This is a genomic window from Sphingobium sp. CECT 9361, from assembly GCF_918741285.1.
Classification (GTDB): domain Bacteria; phylum Pseudomonadota; class Alphaproteobacteria; order Sphingomonadales; family Sphingomonadaceae; genus Sphingobium.
Genome location: NZ_CAKKNC010000021.1, coordinates 16,124 through 37,428 on the forward strand (window position 1 = coordinate 16,124; position 21,305 = coordinate 37,428).

Here is a 21,305-nt window from a genome sequence, read left to right on the forward strand (position 1 = left end):
CTCACTTCACGAGACGTTCTGTGAGGCAGAAGCGTACGTGGAAGGTGATGCCTCTAAAGACATAATCGACGCGAGCATTGTTGGGCGCAGCCTGTCCAAAAGCCTGCTCGATCAATCGTGAGCCAAAGCCTTTACGGCAAGGTTAAAATACAGATGAACCTCCTGGTTCGGGCCCAAAAAAGATTGAGCATCCGGAGGTTGCCCTCATTATCGGGCTCACAGGAACTGTCCGCAAGACCCTTAGGAACCGACAGAGCGCCGTATCTAATCGCGCTTGTCCCCAGCTCATGAAAGGCCATGGCAACGGCGAGAGCTGTTTGAGCCTCTACCCATGCCGCTGGACCGGCGATCTTGAAGCAATCCGCATACCGACAACTATGACCAACCACACCTTTTGAACCGATTTCCTCCATGTCGGTACCGACCCAGTGTTGCTGGATTAGCAAATATGGGCCTTTGACATCAATATGAGCCGGCCTTCGGACGCATCCGAAATCATCTTGTCGATTCGTGCATGCTTGAAGGTTTGACGCGCCATAATCTCGCCGTAAGGAGCACAAATGCCATTTGATAAAAGGCGGGGCAACCCGCTGGACGCTAGATTGTTTCTAGCACGTATTCGATTTCGTTTGATGTCAGAATGCGTTTGAAGCGGACGCCGATAAATCGACCGCTGTGCCATGTCACTCGGAACGACACCAGCAGTTCAGGAAGGTGGACTCTCCCACTCGTTAGATAGCCTTTGTTGTCTTGCACGCAGAAGCGCGCTCCGCTCTCGGACACATCCAACATATGCACGCGCATGACGCCGCTGTTAAATTGCAGTTCGATTGGGATGAATACCTTGTGCCGATCACTTAGACGAAAATCTCCCTGATCCGTCCGCCTCCTGTTCAACATAGGCTTCACAATTATCCGCCTTTGCCCTTCAGAAGGTCCTGGATAGCCTTTGCTGTTTCATGGGCATCTTTGCCTTTATCCTTTGCCTCATTGGCCGCATTGGCTAGCGCCCTTGCCAATTCATCTGCCTGTTTTTTAGCGTCTCGGGCAGCAGCCTCCTGCGACTTAGCCGCCTCGGCCGCCTGCTTTGCAGCGTCTTTTTCTGCGTCCTTGGCCGCTTTTTCTGCATCCTTGGATGCCTTGTCGTTCGCAGCCTTCGCGGCATCCTGTGCAGCTTTGTCGGCCTCCTTAGACGCCCAATCTGCGGCCATGTCCTGTGCTGCTTTAGCGGCATCCCTTGCGTCTTTTTCGGATTTCGACCGTGCGGCGTCAGCAGCAGCTCTATCTGCATTTTTGTTGGCCTTCTCGGCTTCTTTTACTGCCTTGTCTGCGTTTTTAGCAGCCTCAGCCGCAATCTTTTGGGCGACGTCACGCGCAGCGCCATCTGTTTCGCTATTGGCGCGCGCAACCGCTTCCGCAGCAGCCGTTTGTGCAGCCTGGGCGACGACAGCAGCTGCGGCAGCAGCGCCGCTGGCGTCCTCGCTGGCGGCCAGTTTACCCGCTGCGTCCGCTTCGGCCTTTGCAGCTTCGTCAGCCGCTGCGGCAGCTTGTCTGACGGCTTCGTCTGCAGCAGCCGAAGCCGCTGCCGTTGCAGCGTCGCTACGTGCTTTTTCGTTTGCTGCCTGCACTGCCGCTTCTGAGGCCCGCTGCGCTTCCAGTATGGCCTGATCCGTCGTTGCCTGCGTAGAAGCGGCCTGTTTAACGGCGAGTATTTCATCCTGCGCGACGTTTGTTGCTATTGCTTGTGACTTTTCCGCTCTCAGGACCGCGCTTGCCACCTCCACAGCTTTCACGACCGAGGCTGATGCTTCGTTTGCTACCCGCGTTGCCTGCGCGACATCAGCCAAATCGCCGCCGATTTCCCCACCGCTCATGCCAGAAACTAGTCCGCCCGTTATCGTCGATAATTCTACCGGCTCGGAATACACGACTGAAGTAACGGTAGCGGTTTCCTCCAGAGCAGACGGGAGCATTGGCCCGGTAGCATCCTGAGGTGCGGGAGGGGAGGCAGAAGGCGTATCGCCACTGCTGCTTTGATCGCTCCCTCCCGTGCTGGAAGGCGAATCAATCACGCGGCTGCCGCGTTCGCCATCTATCTTCAGCTGGAAACGATTGCTTGCCCCAACGAGCGCGACGGTACCCGGGGTGATGAGATCATGAGCGCCGCCGTCCACGGTCGCAACGTCGACAGCCCCCTCCAGCACTTGCACTGATGCTCCTTGTTGCGTGACTGCGACAGTGAACGTCGTGCCCTTCACCACAGCCGCGAGATAAGGCGTTTTGACTTCGAAATGCGGCGTCATCTTTTTCTTGATCATGAAGACGATGCTACCAAAATCCTGAAGCACACGCGTGAAGCCTGTCGCCTGATCGTCACCGGGAAGTCGTAACTGCGATCCGGGCGCCACCATCACGAATTCACTGCCACGCACCAGAACAGCACGTCCTCCGCGCCCAGTAGTGACGGTGTCGCCTGCCTCCACCGCGCCACTGCGTAAGGCAACCCTCACCAGCCCATTGTGAGCGACTTGCACTGGGCCGGATGTCTCACTGATCTTCCACTGGGGCGTGCCCGCGAGCGCTGTGGACGAGCATGTTGCGGCTAGTAGAATGAGAAAGCGCTTGTGCATGAAAATCTCCTCGGAATGGGACATAGTTTTACCATATCCAGTGTCGGCGGTTTGGCGGTAAACGCGTTTACAAGCTTTTCATGAAAAGGGTTTCCGTCATTTTAACGCGCAAGTTAAGCATTGAGTTTGCTAACTTTTTAGAGATGTTTGCTGGATAACGAAGGTCGCAATCCAAAAATCAAGGACGGTGACTTGCAGGCAATCTTCCCACTAACGATCAGCGCGGTTTTCCTGGCTCCCGTAAGTGCCCATGGCCAAGTGATCCTTGACCGCGCCGACCCTACGATCAATCAACGCTCTCTGCCGAAGGCCGTTCTGCCGCCATCGAACGCGCCTGTGCTCCCGTCCTTGCCGGAGGCGCCCAACGTGGTCGTCGCAAAATCCGGCACCGTGCTTCCAGCCGCCATCGTGATCCTAGGTGCGCCAGATATATCCCCAGCCGCATTTAGCGATGTGATTGTATCTTATGTAGGGCGCCACCTGACGCGTGCCGAACTTTCGCAACTCGCAAGTGACGTTTCGAAGGTCGCGCATAGGCGCGGATATCCTTTTGCGATGGCCACCATAGCATCCCAGCCAATGGATAATGGCGTCCTTGAGGTCACGCTTGACGAAGGCCGGATCGATGCCGTGCGGGTGGTGGGTGCATCAAATCCGGCGGCAGACCGCATTTTGAGTGCTACCCTGGCTAATGGAAAGCCCACACGTAAAGAGGATCTGGAACGCGCAATCCTACTCGTCGGCGATTTGCCCGGCGTCACTGTAACGGGCAGCCAGTTCATCCAGCAGGATGGCTTTAACATCCTGCTGGTGACGATCGAACAGAGCAAAGCCAGCGCCTATTTGCAGGTCGACAATCGCGGTAGCCCCGAGATTGGCCCTATCCGCTCAACGCTGTTGGCCAGCCTCCACGGCGTCGCTACCTCAGGTGACGAGATCGGGCTGCTTGTCGCCCAGACGCCCATCGACCCCAGAGAGTTCGTTTTTGTGCGCGGCCGATACAGCGCACTAGTCGACAGTAAAGGCTCAGTGCTGGCGCTATCGGGTTCCTACGGCCGTTCGCGTCCGGGCGCATCGTTGCGTAGCTTGAATGTCGTCGGCAAAAGCGTGGATGCAGCGCTTTCTTACAGTCGCGCGCTGCGGCGCAGTCTGGCACAGAATTACAGTCTCAACATCGAACTGCGGACACTACGAACCCAGCAAAATCTCTCAGGCAGGCGGCTGCGGGACGATCGGCTGGCAAGCATTGCGGCATCTTTGGAGGCCGTGAACCGGTTGGGTAGCGGCAGGTTGCGCAGCCAGTTGCTCCTGACAGGAGGGTTGCCTTTACCCGGCGTAAGCCACGAAGGAGATCCGATGTTGTCCCGCGTGGACGGTGATGCGCGATATCTCACCGCAAGTTACGCCGTAGAATGGACTGGGGGGATCCTCGACAATGTCAGTCTGGCGCTCGCCTCTACAGGGCAGGTCGCGAGCCGACCGCTCCTCGCCACCGCCGAAATCGGCGCAGGTGGGCCTGGGTTCGGGCGTGCCTATGACTATGCCGAGAGATCTGGTGATCAGGGGGTGCTTGGTCTTGTCGAACTACGATTGGATGGACGGAAACTTGTGCCGGGCATACTCGACAGCTTGCAGATATTCTCCAGCATCGATGGTGGCTATGTCAGCAATCTAGATCACGGGGCGGGCGGCGGATCGTTGGTCTCCTCCTCCATAGGTGCACGTCTGGCTCGTGGTAAGCTCAACGGCCAAGTGGAGGTGTCGCTGCCACTGAACGCGGATCGGTTCGACACGCGAAATCGGAATCCTCGTATCGCGCTTCGCATGGCGCGGTCGTTTTAAAAATGGATGTCGCCGCCGCCTCTTCGAGGATGACATGAAACGAACTCTGCGCCGCTGGACGCGCGATCTAGCTATTGTCGCCGTCGCGGTGGTCATGACTTTGGTGGCAATGGCAACCGGAATGGACAGGCTGCTGGAGCACGCTGTTGAACCACTACGATTCGCTATGCTGCGCCATGAGGCATCGGGGCGCGTCGTCGTTGTGGAAATGGACGCGGCGAGTGCTGCGGCGATCCGGCGGTGGCCTTGGCCGCGCGAACATTATGCAACTGTGGTCGAGCAACTGCGTCGTGCCGGAGCGGTAAACATCGTCTTCGATGTGGACTTCTCCTCTTCTTCCACGCCGGAAGGCGACCGCGCGTTTGCCCGGACGCTCGCGCAGTCCGGGGGACTGGTAGCCTTACCGACATTCGCGCAACGTGCGCGTTCAGGCGAAATACGCTCGATAGACTCTCTCCCTTTGCCAATGTTTCGGAGTCACACTATGCTGGCCTCCGTCAGTATAGCGCCCGACGATGACGGAACTGTCCGCCAGGCACCTTTCGGTACGATCACAGCCGGTGTGCCGCGCCCGACGCTATCTGCTTACATTGGTGGAGTGGCCGGAAGCGCAGACACCTTCTTTCCTATCGACTATGCTATCCGCCCCCAAAGCATTCCGCGGCTAAGTTTTGTCGCCGTTCGGGACGGGGAATTCGACTCTACGGTCGTGCGCGGACGATCCGTCCTGATCGGCGCGACAGCGATTGAAATGGGGGACCGCTATGCAACTCCGGGATGGGGCGTAATACCAGGTGTCATCGTGCAGGCTCTCGCCGCCGACACCTTGCTTTCGGGAGTTCCGACGAGTGGCTGGCCTTTTACCGGTCTGGCGATAGCTACTCTTTTTGCTACAGTCTTGACGCGTTGCAGGCGGATGACAACGCTGGGAGTTCTTGCATCCACAGGGACAATGATAGCGTTCGCCTCCTGCCTGTCCGCGCAATCATGGGCAAATCGCAGCTACCCGGTGGCGCCTGCCCTGATGCTGATCGGCTTGGTCTCCATTGGCAGCGTCATAAGATTGACGATACGCAATCTGCGCGAGCAAAGGCTAGTGGACGAAGAGACTGGCCTTCCCAACCGCAGGGCGATGGTCGCCAATCTTGATGCCGATGTGCCAAAATGTCTCGCCGTCGCAAGCCTCGCCAATCTTGACAGCGTCACAGCTGTTCTTGGCCAGAAGGCAATTCGCGATGTCGTGCTTCGTGTCGCCGACCGCGCACGGCTGGCAGCAGATGAAGCAGAAATATATAGGCTGGGGGACCGGCTGCTTGGCTTCGTGCTGCCCCCCGCCGTCGACCGCGGTGAAGTGATGGATGGCTTGCGCGCGATACTGCTGCAGCCCGTCGAGGCCGCGGGGCGGATGATTGATGTTACTGTGAGTATCGGGCTCGCAGCGTCGGATGGGTCAGGCATCGACGCTACTTTGACCAAGGCAATCCTTGCGGCAGAGACAGCGCAAACAAAAGGCAGGTTCTGGGCAGAAGATAATGCGGACTTCGAAGGTCTAGAGCAATCGATCAGCCTAATGGGCGAACTTGATGCAGCGATCATGGCGGACGAAATTGAGGTTCACTATCAACCGAAACTGTCGCTTGTCGATAATCGGATCGTCAGTGTTGAGGCATTAGTGCGATGGCCGCACGCGGCCCGTGGCAATATTCCACCAGACCGTTTCATTCCCTTGGCGGAACAGACGGGGCGCATCGCTCCTCTAACGCTCTATGTCCTTGCGCGCACCATGCGGGATCTGGATGCATGGAACGTGCAAGGTTACGACATCACGGCGGCCGTCAACATCTCAGCCAGCCTCGTGGGGGCATCCGCTTTCAGCAAGGATGTAATCAAATTGCTTCGAGCGAGCAAAATAGTACCCTCTTCACTAATATTCGAAGTCACGGAATCTGCGGCCCTTGAAAATCCGCAGCAGGCAATTGCAGAGCTTGAGCGCTTCCGTGACCTTGGCATATCCATATCGATGGACGATTATGGCACCGGACAGTCTACCCTGTCCTATCTTCGGACGCTGCCGCTCTCCGAACTGAAAATCGACCGCAGTTTCGTTGAGCATGCACATCGCAATCGCAACGATGCAGTGATGGTCCGTTCCACGATAGAACTTGCGCATGACCTAGGAATCAAAGTCGTCGCGGAAGGGATTGAGGAGCCCGCCTGCCTCGAATTCTTGCGCTCGGTCGGATGCGACATGGCACAAGGCTACTTGATCAGCAGGCCGATACCGGTCTGGCAGCTAAGCGCGTTGCTGGACGCGGAAAGGCCTATTGCGTGGAGGCGGGGTATCGAGACCACCTCGCGGCGCTGAGGCAGGAAAGCGACTGGGCCGCTATTTCTCCTTTACTCGGTAAGCCGATAGACTGAAATCGGCCCAGCTAGCTCGTTCGAGAGCAGGCTGTGGGGAACCCTCGAATGTCCGGTCCCAGGGTGATAGGTGCGCTTCGTCGCTGGACCTGCGAATGACCTGTTTGTCCCACGACGTGGCGTTTGGCGATCGGCAAAGCCGACCCATTCCGGCCGCTTAGCTCCCAATTTTTCGTTCCTAGGTTCGGCCGGTCACTTTCTCCATCGGGTGCGCCGAGAGTGTCCACATGAGGACCGGCAGCGTCAGGAGCAAAGTGTACAAAGCCGCCGCTCGAAAAAGTCCGAATCAAATATCCTTACGGTGAACACCCATGGCGCTCATCGCGCTAAGCCAAGTGGAATAGGCGTTCGGCGTTCCGGTGGAAGATGCTGGCGCGCTGATCGTTTGTCAACTTCGCCGCGCTCATGAAGGCGACGGCATCCAGCGAACTCTCATAGGGATAGTCGATCGCCCACATCACATTGTCGATTCCTGCGGTCTTGATCACTAGGTCGAGGATCTCCGGTGCTTCAAAGCCGCTGGTGGTCACCGCGAAATTACGCTTGAAATACTCACTGGGAGCTAGTGAGAGCGGCTTCATGCGCCCGTCCTTCACCCGTCGTGCCGCCATGTGATCCAGCCGCCACATCCAGAATGGCAGCGCCTCGCCCATGTGGCCGAGGACAATGCGCAGGCGCGGATAGCGGTCTAATACGCCGCTGAGGATCAACCGTACGGCATGCGTTCCGGCCTCGACGCCGAAGCCCCAGATCGATCCGCCCATGCTGTAGTCGCGAAACGGCCCCGCCATGCCGTTCGAGGGCGCGCGCGGGTGGAGATAAATCGGCCGGTCGAGCGCCTGCGCCGCCTCCAGGATCGGCGCGAAGCTCGGATCATCGAGATAGAGATTGTTGGTATGCGAATTAACGATGAAGCCGTTCAGACCAAGTCTGGTGATGGCGCGCTCCATCTCTTTGGTCGCGCTGGCCGGATCCTGTGGGGCCAAGCAGGCCAGACCGGCAAAGCGCCTGGGATGCCGCGCGATCGCGGCAGCGAGATGGTCGTTGGTAGCGATGGCGGCCACGCTTGCAGTACTTGGCGCGAACATCTGCACGCCCGGGATCGTCACGGACAGTATCTGCACGTCGACACTCGCCTCATCCATGCTGGCAAGTCGTTCGGCATCCAAGTCGAGCAATTGCCGCCGAAACCTGTCCTGGTTGGAACCCGGCCGAGGATTATCGAATATAGAAAGAATGCCGGTCTGCACATCAAGGCTCGACGAGGGCTGCGCACGAGCGATTTCGAGCCAAGCCTTTACAAGTTCAGCGGTTGCAAACGCCTCTTCCGTAGCGATTTTGCGGATCGGCACCCGAGGTGTTTGTGCATGCACCTTAGTGGAAAGCGCCGTGGCCGCGAACCCCGCAGATGATCCAGCCAGGAAATCTCGACGACTCGTGCTCATGGTTAGCCTCCTCCGCCTTACCTACAAGCTTAATTCGCTAAGCAGAATGATCAGCTTGCAAGTGGCTAGCCTGCTAGACAGTCGCAGGCGACCCAGTGAAGTCGTTCATCCCCTGATTTTCGATACTCAGGAGCCGACTGTCTGCTATTCCGACGGCTATCGACCCGCGCGACCGCTCAACTTCGCTTATTTGGACATCTGATCGATGCTGACCATTTGCGGCTGAACAGGCTTAGGGCCGGCAGCTTAGGCACTTCACCGACGGCTTGACCTTCTTCTGGTAAATCCGGTTGAGGAAGGCGTCGGCGTCGGAGAGGTCCTCGCCGCCTATGGCGGTGATCTCATCAACAGCTGGCATTGACGCCTTAGTTCGTTAGATCAGTGAAATGGAAACGATCAAGCGACGGCTCGCGAAGTACGATCAAATGACCGGCGAATGGTCAATGATCGACCAGGACGATGTTCTAGTTATTGCGGAGCCCGTTATCGTCTTGGGCGATCCTGGCCTTGGAAAAAGCGTGCTTGCGAAGGCGCTCGGCAGTGCTCCAGGTCACCATTATGTGCTTGCCGGCACGTTCGTGCGCTCAGCGCGTCCCGAATCCTTTCTGGTTCCCGGTGATCGACTGGTGATCGACGGTCTTGACGAGGTGGCTTCGACAGCCATCGGCGGCGGCGTCGAAGCGGTCCTCACTCAACTGTCGAAAATTGGCAATCCGCCCTTCGTCCTATCTAGCCGCGAAGCGGATTGGCGTGGGGCGGCGGATCGGATTAAGATCGAGGATGATTATCCCGGCAAGCCGATCCTGCTTCATCTTCAGCCATTCGATCGCGATGATGCCTGCGCTTTCCTGGCCCAGAATTTTCCAAAGGTAGATGCTGACGCGGTGCTCACCCATCTAGCGGCCCGCGGTCTCGAAGACATCTACAAAAACCCCTTAACGCTCAAGCTCATGGGCGAGGTCGCTGACGGTGATGGCGCACTGCCCAGCAGCCGCGCGCAGCTGTTCGGTCGCGCCTGCCAGGTCATGCTCGCTGAGAAAAATGAGCGGCATCAGGATGCTGGCCCAGGAACTTGGGGCGACGACAAGTTACTTTTAGCAGCCGGGGCGCATTGCGCCACGCAACTGCTGTGCGACCGCACTGGCGTATTTACCGGTCCCGTTGGCCAAACAGCCGAGGGCTATTGCCACATGTCGGATATAGCGACTTTACCGCTGGCGATGGCGGCCGGCGACGCGCTACGCACACGGCTTTTCCAGGCCGATGGCGAAAACCGCTTCATTCCTGCTCACCGCGTTATTGCTGAGTATTTGGGCGCCAAGTGGCTCGCAGCTTCATTTGAGAAAGGGATTTCCCAGCGACGGATCTTTGGCTTGTTTAATCAGGGGGATGGCGTGCCGACGTCGCTTCGCGGTCTGCATGCCTGGATTGCGCATTTTAACGACGTGCTGGCCGAACGCTGTATCGTGGCCGATCCTTATGCCGTGCTGCGCTATGGTGATGCTGAGACGCTACCGCTCTCCCAAGCGCGCTCGCTCCTGCGCGAACTTGCCAAGCTCTCCGAAGAAGACCCCTATTTTCGGTCAGAGGATTGGGGCCAACATCCAGCCAGCGGCCTTTTGCGCGTCGAGATCAAGGACCAGATCCTGGCGATCATCAAAACGCCAGATCTGCATACCCATCTCACGCTGTTACTGATCGATGCGATGCAAGGCAGCGCAATGACGTCAGCACTGTTGCCTGAACTCAGGGCGATGATGTTTGATCAGCGCCGCTATTTCGCAGAACGCTCGCGCGCCGCCCATGCACTACAAGCTTACCAAGCCTTTGGCGATGCGGAAACCGTTATCCGACAACTCCTTAATTTTGGGGACGAAGATTCGAACCGGCTGGCTTCCGAGCTTCTCCAAGATATCGGTATTTCCACTGTGCCCCCTGAATTGGGTGTTCAAGCCATACTCGCCCATATCGGCCTCACTGTCAGCCCGGTCGATGGTCACGAAGATGACCGAATGAGCCTTGCTCATATTTCCAGTGATCTGTTCGCCTCAGTCACGGCCGATCATGTTGGTGAGATACTCGACAACCTCACCAGCTATGCCCAGCCCTTGATGGAAACCGCCGACCATTCGGCCAAGGACCAAATTGGAGATCTCGTCCGCCAGGCGGTCGTGCGGGCGCTGGAGGTCGGTGCGGAGGTAACACCGGAGCGCCTATGGCGCTGGATTGGTTGGGTCCGCGGTGAAGAAGGTTATAGTCGCGACACCACCGTACAGCTGGCGAGCCTTCTGAAGGGTCGCCTCGACCTCCGCCACGGACTGCAAGCGTTCCAGCTTCTATCCTCGCCTAATCAAGTTCGCATCGCTAGTTATCGACTTGGCCGTACCGGGCTCGGGCTCGATCTCGACGACGCCGACCCGATCGCGCTCCTGCGCACCTATGCTGCCGAACGTGAGAATGCGACATTCAACAGCGACGAATTGACTACGCTCGTTAGCCTCTGTCGATATAGGGACGGACTTTCAGAAAGCGTACGCAAGGTCGCGGCTGAGATTGCGGGGGGCGATCCCGCTTTCGAAACCGTGCTCGGCGAGATGTCTAAGCCTATCGTATATGACTATGAAACCAAGCAGGCCCAGCGCCTGGCTGAGCAAACGGCTCGCCGTCAGGCGGTCTATCGTGCGGTACGCGACGACCATATCGAGCGTTCCGGCGATGTCGCGGCCGGACATATCAATATACTTTACGACCCTGCTTGCGTCTATCTCGGGCGGTTTAGCGAATTCAGTCGCGACGATCCTCCCGAGGCCCGGCTCGTTGCTTTTCTGGGAGATAACTTGGGCGCTGCTGCACTCGACGGGTTCATCGCCACGCTCAACCGCGACGATCTGCCAACCGCCGAGGAGATCGCACAGAGTCATGCCGAAAATAAGCACTGGTACGCCGAGGCACCGATAATATGCGGCGTAGCCGAGCTCATCCGTCGCGGCCTTCCGCTTACGACCGTGCCACGCGCAGCCCTCGAAGCCGCATTCATGGCTTGGCGACGGTCGAACGAATCCAACTATAAAAACAAGGTCGACATCATCGAGGCTTTCGAAGCGGCAGCTCTACCCGACGAGGCAGCGACGGAAGCGTTTTTCCGAACCTCCATCGAACCTGAGCTAACGCGCAGCGCCACTCATGTGCGTGATCTCTATCGCCTTACACACGAGCCGCGGTGGACCAAGCTGGCAGGACGGCTAGCTATCGAATGGTTGGCACGCTATCACGCGCTTCCCGACACTGTCGAATGCGAACTTGTTGATTGTGCGGTGAGGCATGCGCCTCGCGAGGCGATTCGAAGAATCGCAATTGCCAGACGCACCGTCGCCGACAAGAGTAAAGAAATGAGGCGGCTCTGGCTTTCGGTCGATTTCGTTGCCGATTTCAGCGAGACGCGCGACACAATCGCGGCCACCGCCGTCGATCATCCTGACTTCTTTTGGTCCTTGCGTAATCGCGTCGGGGGCGGAAGGCGTGACGAATTCCAGCCTTTGTCGATCGCGCAGCGTTCCTTTCTGCTCGAAGCGTTTGGCGTAGCCTATCCGAAAACGCCTCATCCAAGCTCAAGTTCGGGCGACAGCAATCCTTGGGATGCCAGCGATTTCCTTGAACGGATGATCTACTCAATAGCGAGCGAGCACGATGCCGAGGCAACCGACACGCTCCAGCGCCTCATCGCGAATGCCGCGCCAAGTTATTTGGATCCGATGCGACATGCACTTGCGCTGCAACGCAAAGTGCGACGTGACCATGATTATACGGCACCTCGGGTAGAGGAACTCCAGGCGGTCATGGCGGGAGCGCTGCCTGACAGCGTAGACGATATGCGCGCCTATTTCGGCGACCGGATCGCGACACTGCGGCAGCGCATGCACGGCACCAACACCGACATGTGGGAGGCTTATTGGGACGGCTGCAAACCGCGCGGCGAGAATTTCTGCCGTAACCGCTTGATCGAACACATTTCCGGACAGTTGCCCGAGGCGATCCGGTTCGAGCCGGAAATGCATATGCCGCGCCAGAAGCGCGCGGATATTGCGGCTATTCGCAACAGCATCGGACTTCCCGTAGAAATCAAGGGTCAATGGCACAAGGCTGTATGGATTGCTCCCCTGCAGCAGCTCGCGGCTCTCTATGGACGCGACTGGCACGCGGAGGGTCGCGGCGTTTACATAGTCATCTGGTTCGGGAACATTCCAGGCAAACAGTTGCCAAAGAACCCGGACGGGATTCCGGCGCCTGAGACACCGTGGGCATTTGAGCAGATGTTAATCAACCGCCTGCCCGAGACACACCGGAGGCTGATAGATATCTATGTCATCGACGTATCGCGGCCCTTCGAAAAGTCGGTGGTATAGGCGCCACTGAGAGAAGGAATATGGTCGCAGCAAACTCAATGTGACCGCGGTTGATTGCCGCGCGAGTTTCCGCTTCCTTCGATTCGCAATCCAAAAGCCGACTGTCGCAAATGTCCCAATTCCAGCATCTCAGAAATAATGCGCTGGGTTTTGCTTTGATATTGGAGGTTCTTAGAGCGTAGAAGTTGATCGACTTTATGCGCATCGAAAAGTGGCAATAAACTGCATAAAGAAGATGGTCAGGAAACAATTAGAGGATCCCATCGACAACGGCTCGCCGCAAAAAACATGCAATTTAACGCAGACAAGAATCGAACCAAAAGCGAATTAAAATTGATGGTATTTTTAATGGTATCGGTCGACAATTTGGTAGAAAATTTTGTTTTCATTCAAAATCGTAATAAGTCAGTTCGATGCCGTCCCCGGCACCATTTGGTCTCTTTCAGCGTCCAGAGACATCGCAAAACCTGGCTTTTCGACTGGCCGATCGTCCCTTCATGTCCTTGAGGGTTCATTGGCGGCCACCCCTTCATGACGGTATGCGAAAAAGGGACCATCACGCATGCCGCTCGCAAACGCTCGACAGAGGTGGAGGGTAGCGCGGAAGATTCTCGCTGGACGCCGCGACGCTATCGAAGTTCGGAAAGCGAATATCCGCGGGACGAAAGCGTCATCGGCAACTGGCCTATTGCGGACCTCACGGCGCACGCACTGCTGGAGATCCTAAGCAAAGTGGAGGTGTGCGGGTCGTGCTCAAGCTATTGTCGCGCGTTTTTACTTGGTCCGGCGACCTTCGGGCGGCTGCGTAGAAGAAGTTCTAGCTCGAAGCGGCTATTTGGATCATTCCGTCGGAGAAAGACGAAAATGCGCCGTCCTCATAAAGTGTCGCTTGCCGAGCAAGTTCGGGCGATGCTGTCTGAGTTATGGCGCCTGCAGGCCCCTAAAGCTAATAACGTAAAGCGATCGTAATCCAGCGGTTTGTATCAATTTAGGTTACAGCAACCGCCTCGTCGATTGTCTTGGCAAAGTATAAGGCAGGGCGAGAGAGGGACATTACCCAGGATCATGGTCGAACAGGAGGAACTGGATGAGTGGTTCAGGCGGGAGGTTCTACCTCTCGAGAGGTCGCTCACGCACTTCGTTCGCCGCAACTGGAGAGTGGAAGACGACGTGACCGATCTTACCCATGATATCTATGAACTTGCCTATAGCGGTGCGCGCCGAGGCCTTCCGTTAACCACGCGCCAATACATATTTACCGTTGCGCGAAACCACCTGATCAATAAGGCTAAATGGGCACGGATCGTATCTTTCGAGCTCGTGGCGGACCTGGAGACACTGGATGGCAGTGTCGACCTTTTCGATACGGACCGGCACCTGATCGCGCGGGACTCGATCCGGCACGTTCAGGCAGGGTTGGACAAGATGACTCCCCGAGTGCGCGAGATATTGTGGCTGCGGAAAGTGGAAGGCCTCAACGTGCAGGAAACGGCCGCTCGGCTGGGTATCGGCAAAGATGCGGTAAATCACCAGTTGATGATGGGAATGAAAGCCCTGGCCGATCATATGCTGGGGGGCGCAGGGAAAATAGTACGTCGACGCTACATGGCGCGTAGAGACCGGGGCGCCTCATGAGCCGCGTACGCGAAACACAGGACGACGCGGCGCAATGGATCATCGCGCGCGAAGAGCCCGGTTGGACAACGAGCGATCAGGCTGAGCTGGACGAATGGCTTGCGAAATCCGATCTGCACCGAGTGACTTTCATCAGGCTCGAACAAGGGTGGCGCGAAGCTGACAGGATCGGCTCGCTTGGTACTTCGCTTATGCCTGAATCGCTGTGCGACAATCGGGCACGCTATTATTGGGTGAAGCGGGCGGTGCCACTGGCTGCCGCTGCCTCGCTGGTCGCTGCGATCGGTCTCGGCTCGCATGTTTTTGTGCAGCAACCTAAAACTGAAGTTGCGAATACGCGCTACGATACCAAGATCGGTGCTCATAGGACCATCGACTTGCCGGACGGCTCCAAGATCGAGCTGAACACTGCCTCGGACGTACGAACAGCCGTCACCGATTTCGCTCGCGAGGTATGGCTCGATCAGGGCGAAGCCTATTTCGAAGTTGAGCACGACAAGAGCAGACCGTTCGTAGTCCATGCGGGCAACCGTCGGATTACCGTGCTGGGCACGAAATTCTCGGTCAAGCGGGACGGCGACAAGGTGAGCATACTTGTTCGTGAGGGTCGAGTGAGGGTTGATGACATTCAGGGTGCCGAAACGATGCGGTCAACCACGATCACCTCTGGCGAAATCGCGTTGACCCAAGGGCCAGCCACCTTGGTAACTGCCAAATCAGACGAACGGGTCGAGAATGCCCTAGCATGGCGGGAAGGTATGCTAAGCTTTGATCAGGACCCCCTCTCGGACGTTGCCGCAGAGTTCAATCGGTATAATCGCCAACAATTGATTGTGACTGATAAAGACGCCGCCAACATCCGTATCGGCGGCATTTTCCCCGCTTCCAAGCCTGTGGATTTTGTCCGCCTGCTGCGCGACGCCTATGGTCTCAAGGTTGAGGAAACACCGGAAGCCATACGCATTTCAAGTTGAGATTACAGTTTTGTGGCGACTGATTGTCTTACTCTCCGACGGATGATTTGGGACCGTCGGATGTCAAAGGGGGGGACAGATGAGAACCATGAGTTTAATTGCAACACTCGCTGCAAGCACGTGCATTGTCGCGACAGCCCATGCGCAACAGACGTCATTTAATGTGCGAGGCGGTAGCCTGAAGAGCGCTATTGACGCTTACGCCCGCCAATCGCGCCGCCCCGTCGTTTACAAAGCGGACGACCTCCGTAATGCCCGCTCATCTGGCTATAGCGGGATCGCTTCGCCATCCGACGCTCTCGACGCGATCCTGGCCAATTCCGGCTTCCTGGCCAAGCAGGGGGCTTCAGGATCGGTGGCGATCGTCCGGGTGGGAAACGGCGCACGGGCCGACGATGATAGGCCGTCTTCAATGCAGGATATCGTCGTTACGGCGCAAAAACGCGAAGAGCGCCTCAAGGATGTGCCGGTTCCAGTGACGGCGGTCACCGGCAACGCGCTTCTAGACAAAAACCAGACCAAGGCCGAAGATTTCTTTTCCAGCATCCCCGGTGTCAACCTTCAAACAACGCGAAACCGGTCTAATCTTGCAATTCGCGGTATCACTACCGGTCCGGTGACGGGAAATCCCATTGTCGGTTATACAATTGACGATATCCCTTATGGGTCATCGACAGGTCAGGGTGGGTTGTTCGGCGGCGCTCCGGATATCGATCCCAGCGAGTTGGCCCGCATCGAGGTGCTGCGCGGTCCGCAAGGCACACTCTACGGCGCCAGCAGCATGGGTGGCCTGGTGAAATATGTGACGATCGACCCGTCGACGGACCGCGTCAGCGGAGCCGTTGCCGCTGGCCTGAGCACGATCAATCATGCTGGCGACGTCGGATATAATGTAAGGGCGTCCGTCAACATTCCCGTCAGCGACACCCTGGCCTTTCGCGTCGGGGGATTTTCACGGCAAGACCCAGGCTATATCGACAATGTCATCACTGGAAAGCAGGACGTTAACAAGATCAGGGTATCGGGCGTCCGTGGTTCTGTGCTCTGGCGCCCCTCTGATGCGTTTTCAGCCAAGCTGGGCGCGTTGTACCAGGACCGCAAGGCCTTTGGATCGGCCAATGTCGACGTGCGACTGGGTTCGCGCTATCTCCAGTCAGACCTGTTCGGCGCGGGCAACGGCTATAGCAAGAACCAGTTGTATAGTGCCGTTCTTGAGGGACAGATCGGCGTAGCAAAAATTACGTCGCTCACTGCCTATTCCATGAGCAAGAGTTTCGACTTCGCGGATTTCTCGGCAGCGCCATTAACCGGTGTCTGGCCCGGCATCTACCCGGATGCCGGTGTGACCAACTGGGGAACGACGCTACCTTTGCCCTTTGACGTGAAGAAATTTTCGCAGGAAGCGCGCGTGGCTGTGCCCTTCGGCGAAGCCATCGATGTGATTGTCGGTGCTTTTTACACGCATGAATCGGTTGCGTATGACATCGATACCGGAGCAGTCGATGCCGACACCGACACCGACACCGACACCGACACCGACACCGACACCGGCACTGTCATCGGCAATCCCATTATCTGGCGCGACAGATTCAAATTCAAGGAATATGCCGGATTCGCTAATGTTACAGTGCGTTTGTCCGAGAGCTTCGACGTTCAGGGAGGTCTGCGGTACAGCGAAAATCGTCAGCGAATGCATCACCGCGAAATGGGTGTATTTACTCCCGGTGGTTTTCTCGAAGCCGTCTACAAGTCCAGTGGTCATGCGCTGACGTACCAGATTACGCCTCGCTTCAAGGTCTCGCCGGATCACATGATCTATGGGCGGTTCGCGACCGGGTATCGACCGGGCGGCCCGAACGCGACATGTGACATCAGCATCGGCATTCCTTGCCAGTACAAGGCCGACGAGACGGTAAATTACGAAATTGGCGCGAAGGGCGATTTTTTTGCGCGCGCATTCTCCTACGACTTGTCCATTTTCACCATCGACTGGAAGGACATACAAGTCACTCAAGTCTCACCCGGAGGGACATTTACCTATAACGCCAACGCCAATAGGGCGCGCAGCCGGGGTGTCGAACTGTCATTGGAGGCACGACCCGAAAAAGGTCTGACACTGGCGGTCTGGGGGTCCTATACCGACGCGGAACTGCGCGAATCGTTTTCCCAGACTGTTGCCGTATATGGAGCGAAGGGAGACAGGCTGCCGTTTTCGAGCCGTTATTCCGGGCGAGCGTCAGCAAATTATGAAAGCTCGCTCGGCGGTGACCTCACCGGCTCGATCGGAGGATCCGCGACATATGTGGGGCTGCGCAGGGGCGAATTAGTCGCGACGCTCGCTCAAGCACCGCTTCGGCAAAATTATCCCTCCTATGTGCAGGTCGATCTCAATGCTGGCTTGAAATACCAGGATTGGAAGCTGAATATGTTCGTGCAGAACGCCACCAACAAAAAAGCGTTGATAGGCGGCGGTTTTAATAACCAATATAATTTCAATCCTAATTGGTTCAACTATATCCAGCCCCGTACAATCGGCTTTACTCTAGAGCGTAAGTTCTGAGTCGTTAGAGAACAGGTGGCTCGGGCAATATGTGCGATTTTGACATTCATTCGTACATGATGCCCGAGCCGACCTGAGGTCCGGCGCTATGACTCCCAGTTCTCCAGCGAATTATTGATGCACTTTTTCGGCTCCTTGAGCACGGCGCCTTGTATGTGTTTTTGACAGGGTTGAATTTATGAAGCTTAAGATTTTAGCGCAACTAGGCGCGGCGTTCGGTATTGCCGCCGGTATGGCACCCACTGCGATCGCTGCCACGCCGGGCGATCCCAGGGTCAACGAGATTACCGTGCATGAAGGAACGGAGATGGCTATCGCGCTGTCTCCAGGCCGCAGCAGGTTGGTGATGGACTTGCAGGGCGTGTTGTTCAGCATGCCTGTGACTGGCGGTGCTGCCCGTGCGCTGACCGACACTCTCTATGACGCGCGGCAGCCCTGCTGGTATGGCGATGGCAGTCGGATCGCCTTTCAATCGAACCGCGATGGGCATTGGCGCATATGGAGTATCAGGCCGGATGGAAGCGACCCGAAGGTGCTTACGCCAGGACCTTTTGAGGCGCGGGAGCCGGCCTGCTCACCCGATGGCAAGCGGATCGCGTTCAGCTCTGAGCGGAGCGGGAATTACGACATCTGGGAACTAGTTCTGGATAGCGGCGCGCTCCGCCAGATTACGCACGCACAAAGTGACGAAATGCGCTCCAGCTACGCGCCGGACGGGAAGGGCATTGCCTATACCTCTGAACGGCAGAATGCCTCCGGCATCTACGCTACGTCAGTCGACGGCGTCGAACGCCTGCTTGCAAACGCTAAGCTGGAACCGGGCAATATAACCGCGCCGCTTGGCACGCCTGCCTGGGCACCGGATGGCAAAAAAGTCCTGTTTGGGCTGGTTACAGGCGGCTTCGCCAAACTCATGGAGGGCGACAAGGTCATCTCGGCAAGCGAGGACGTGCATCCCTTCCGGGGCGCATGGCTGTCCCCCGACGACTATCTCTATGCCGCCGATGGAAAGATCAAACGCCGGTCTCTGACGACCGGCAAGACGACTACCCTAGAGTTCAGCGCGACACTGCCGATCAGCCGTCCGACCTATACGCGCCACCCACAGAATTTATCTTCGACAGAGCCGGAGCGCGTGCTGGGCCTGCTCAAGCCGGTCATTTCGCCCGATGGCATGCGCATAGCATTCGCGGCGCTGGGGAAATTGTGGCTGATGGATGTCGGCGGCAAGCCGTACGCGGTGACGCCCGAAGGCCCGTTTGTCGTGACTGACCCGGCTTGGTCATCGGACGGGATGAAGCTGGTCTATTCCAGCGACCGTGCAGGAAGCATGGATCTGTGGATATATGACATTGCCGCCGGAACCCATCGACCTTTGACCGCCGCGCCGGGCGCGGAAATGCGACCCGCATGGTCGGCTGACGGCAAAAAAATCGCTTTCGTCAGCGCCATGCAGGACTTTTACGGAGTGGTGCATACAGTTGATGTTGTCACCGGCAAGATCCAGACCGTTCAGCCTGCCAGTTTTGGGCCAGGCTATCCAAGCTGGTCGGCCGATGGGCAGTCGATCATGGTTTCGCGGATGGATGATTATTCTAAATCCAGGTCCTACGAAGTAGGCACGACAAATCAAATCCGCGTGCTTTCGGCCGACGGCACAGGACAACCCCGCGACTATACTGTTGTCCCTCATCATTCGATCGGCACGCGCTCGGCCTCAGACGGCCCAGTCTGGTCGCCGGATGGCCGTCTTATCGCCTTTCAGATGGACCAGGCGCTGTGGGTCATGCAGGTGTCGCCGGACGGTGCGCCGACAGGCGCTTCCCGGAAGCTTGCGGATGGTCTCGCCAGCTTCATGAGCTGGACAGGCGACTCCTCGCGGCTGCTTTATGTGGATGTTGACGAACTCAAAATCGTCCAGATATCCAACGGTCAAAGCGCCAAGGTTCCTCTCGATCTGAATTGGAAGCGTGACATCCCCACAGGCACTTTGGTGATCCATGCCGGTACGCTTGTTGACGGAGTGCATCCAGACGTGCGCTCCAACGTAGACATCGTGGTGAAGCGCAATCGTATTGTGGCCATCGAGCCGCACAAACCCGATCGCGAGGCTGATAAATTCATAGATGCGTCCACTTTGACGGTTATGCCGGGCCTGATTGACGCTCATGTGCATTTCGCCAAGGAATATGGCAGCGCGTTTGGACGGCTGCAGCTTGCCTACGGAATAACCACGGTGCGTAGTCCCGGCAGCATCGCCGCAGATGCAATCGAGGAGCGTGAAGCCTCTGCCGCGGGCCTGCGTCCTTCACCGCGGATATTCACGACCGGCTATATTCTCGAAGGCGAGCGCGCCTACTGGGACATGTCCACTACCGTCGCTGACCTCGCCCAAGTTGATCGCGAGATCGAGCGGGCCCGCAGGCTGAAGTACGATATGCTCAAAACCTATATCCACACGAGCGAACCCTTGCGTGAGCGCCTGGTCGAGGGTGCGCACCGTTTGGGTATCCCTGTCAGTTCGCATGAAATCTACCCCGCTGCCCGCTTTGGTAGCGACAGCGTTGAGCACTTCGACAGTTCCGCTTCCGGCCGTGGCTATTCGAGCAAAACTAGCGGCATCCATAACGTCTATGATGATGTCGTACAAATACTGTCAAAATCGCAGATGACACTGACGCCGACAATGGTGTTGCTTGCGCCGATGGACGAACTCGCAACGGATGTCGACCGGGCAGACCCGCGCTGGGCAGCACAACCCGCATGGGTACGCAGTTTGGACAGTGGGCCTGCAAGGCCACCTTTGCCACAGCAGCTTCGCGAAAATGTCGGGAAGAGCATAGTCAAGCTGCATCGTGCCGGCGTGCACCTTCTGGCAGGCACAGACGCACCATTAACACCGGCTGGCCTGACACTGCACAAGGAACTGGGACTGGCTGTGCGGGCCGGGCTTACGCCTTTCGAGGCTTTGCAGATGGCTACGACCATTCCTGCCGAGTTACTCGGGCAACGCGCCTCTCTAGGCTCGATCGAAGTTGGCAAACTCGCCGACCTGCTCATTGTGGATGGTAATCCACTGCTCGATATTCGCAATGCGCGCAACGTAAAGCAGGTCATCGTCAACGGGCGGATTTACGGTCCGAAGGAACTGCCCTTGAACTGAAGCAGGTCCGTCCGGAGACCTAAGCTTACCCGTTGGAATATTCCGGGGGCGTGAGGCACGATTGGCACGTCCAGGATCAACGCGCTCCCGCTGAACAGCAAAGGCTCCCGGCCGGTCAAGGGGCTCCGTCGTTGTCATCGCTCTCGCTGAGGGTGGCAGATCGCGGGCGCGATTGCGCCTAGGCTAGCGTACCGCTCGACGCTAAAAGAGGGTTCTGTCATCGTCGTGCACA

The 21,305-nt window shown here is 57.4% G+C and carries 11 protein-coding genes; 7 read left to right on the plus strand and 4 right to left on the minus strand.

Features of this window, described 5'->3' with window-relative positions; genetic code table 11:
• Positions 1-597: 597 nt before the first annotated feature.
• Both LQ220_RS25100 and LQ220_RS20550 read right to left on the minus strand, forming a co-directional pair.
• The gene (locus LQ220_RS25100) at positions 598-900 is read right to left on the minus strand and encodes a PilZ domain-containing protein (protein ID WP_354958329.1); all 303 of its coding nucleotides are present in this window, start codon (positions 898-900) and stop codon (positions 598-600) included.
• 11 nt (positions 901-911) lie between these two features.
• Entirely contained in the window at positions 912-2,630 is a 1,719-nt protein-coding gene (locus LQ220_RS20550) for a FecR family protein (RefSeq protein WP_230189983.1), read from the minus strand.
• 453 nt (positions 2,631-3,083) lie between these two features.
• On the opposite strand from LQ220_RS20550, the gene LQ220_RS20555 reads away from it, so the two are divergent.
• A complete protein-coding gene (locus tag LQ220_RS20555) occupies positions 3,084-4,472 on the plus strand; it encodes a ShlB/FhaC/HecB family hemolysin secretion/activation protein (RefSeq protein ID WP_230190015.1) in 1,389 nt (462 codons plus the stop codon).
• 34 nt (positions 4,473-4,506) lie between these two features.
• Positions 4,507-6,837 (plus strand): EAL domain-containing protein, encoded by a 2,331-nt coding sequence (locus tag LQ220_RS20560; RefSeq protein WP_230189984.1) that lies wholly within the window; start codon positions 4,507-4,509, stop codon positions 6,835-6,837.
• A gap of 382 nt (positions 6,838-7,219) precedes the next feature.
• Here LQ220_RS20560 and LQ220_RS20565 read toward each other — a convergent pair whose 3' ends face one another.
• Together LQ220_RS20565 and LQ220_RS24960 are read right to left on the minus strand one after the other, a co-directional pair.
• Positions 7,220-8,338: an amidohydrolase family protein gene (locus LQ220_RS20565; protein WP_230189985.1), complete on the minus strand. Its 1,119-nt coding sequence runs from the start codon at positions 8,336-8,338 to the stop codon at positions 7,220-7,222.
• 232 nt (positions 8,339-8,570) lie between these two features.
• The gene (locus tag LQ220_RS24960; protein ID WP_290369074.1) at positions 8,571-8,696 is read right to left on the minus strand and encodes a hypothetical protein; all 126 of its coding nucleotides are present in this window, start codon (positions 8,694-8,696) and stop codon (positions 8,571-8,573) included.
• A gap of 28 nt (positions 8,697-8,724) precedes the next feature.
• Between LQ220_RS24960 and LQ220_RS20570 the strand changes: the two genes are divergently transcribed.
• The 5 genes from LQ220_RS20570 to LQ220_RS20590 all read left to right on the plus strand — a co-directional run bounded on the left by LQ220_RS20570 (position 8,725) and on the right by LQ220_RS20590 (position 21,073).
• A complete protein-coding gene (locus LQ220_RS20570) occupies positions 8,725-12,741 on the plus strand; it encodes a hypothetical protein (protein ID WP_230189986.1) in 4,017 nt (1,338 codons plus the stop codon).
• A 1,170-nt stretch (positions 12,742-13,911) separates the two neighbouring features.
• Positions 13,912-14,376: a sigma-70 family RNA polymerase sigma factor gene (locus tag LQ220_RS20575; protein ID WP_230189987.1), complete on the plus strand. Its 465-nt coding sequence runs from the start codon at positions 13,912-13,914 to the stop codon at positions 14,374-14,376.
• Positions 14,373-15,350: a FecR domain-containing protein gene (locus tag LQ220_RS20580; RefSeq protein WP_230189988.1), complete on the plus strand. Its 978-nt coding sequence runs from the start codon at positions 14,373-14,375 to the stop codon at positions 15,348-15,350. The genes LQ220_RS20575 and LQ220_RS20580 overlap by 4 nt, the downstream gene beginning before the upstream one ends.
• 88 nt (positions 15,351-15,438) lie before the next feature.
• Positions 15,439-17,910 carry a TonB-dependent receptor gene (locus LQ220_RS20585; RefSeq protein ID WP_230189989.1) on the plus strand — a complete coding sequence of 824 codons (2,472 nt, stop codon included), beginning with the start codon at positions 15,439-15,441 and terminating at the stop codon, positions 17,908-17,910.
• 178 nt (positions 17,911-18,088) lie between these two features.
• On the plus strand, positions 18,089-21,073 hold the full coding sequence (locus LQ220_RS20590) for an amidohydrolase family protein (RefSeq protein ID WP_230189990.1): 2,985 nt from the start codon (positions 18,089-18,091) through the stop codon (positions 21,071-21,073).
• Positions 21,074-21,305 lie beyond the last annotated feature (232 nt).

Excerpts from the sequence above, each read along its gene's own strand:
- LQ220_RS25100 (WP_354958329.1), bottom strand. The coding sequence starts at position 900 with ATGTTGAACAGGAGGCGGACGGATCAGGGAGATTTTCGTCTAAGTGAT.
- LQ220_RS20550 (WP_230189983.1), bottom strand. The coding sequence starts at position 2,630 with ATGCACAAGCGCTTTCTCATTCTACTAGCCGCAACATGCTCGTCCACA.
- LQ220_RS20560 (WP_230189984.1), top strand. The coding sequence starts at position 4,507 with ATGAAACGAACTCTGCGCCGCTGGACGCGCGATCTAGCTATTGTCGCC.
- LQ220_RS20565 (WP_230189985.1), bottom strand. The coding sequence starts at position 8,338 with ATGAGCACGAGTCGTCGAGATTTCCTGGCTGGATCATCTGCGGGGTTC.
- LQ220_RS24960 (WP_290369074.1), bottom strand. The coding sequence starts at position 8,696 with ATGCCAGCTGTTGATGAGATCACCGCCATAGGCGGCGAGGACCTCTCC.
- LQ220_RS20570 (WP_230189986.1), top strand. The coding sequence starts at position 8,725 with ATGGAAACGATCAAGCGACGGCTCGCGAAGTACGATCAAATGACCGGC.
- LQ220_RS20580 (WP_230189988.1), top strand. The coding sequence starts at position 14,373 with ATGAGCCGCGTACGCGAAACACAGGACGACGCGGCGCAATGGATCATC.
- LQ220_RS20585 (WP_230189989.1), top strand. The coding sequence starts at position 15,439 with ATGAGTTTAATTGCAACACTCGCTGCAAGCACGTGCATTGTCGCGACA.
- LQ220_RS20590 (WP_230189990.1), top strand. The coding sequence starts at position 18,089 with ATGAAGCTTAAGATTTTAGCGCAACTAGGCGCGGCGTTCGGTATTGCC.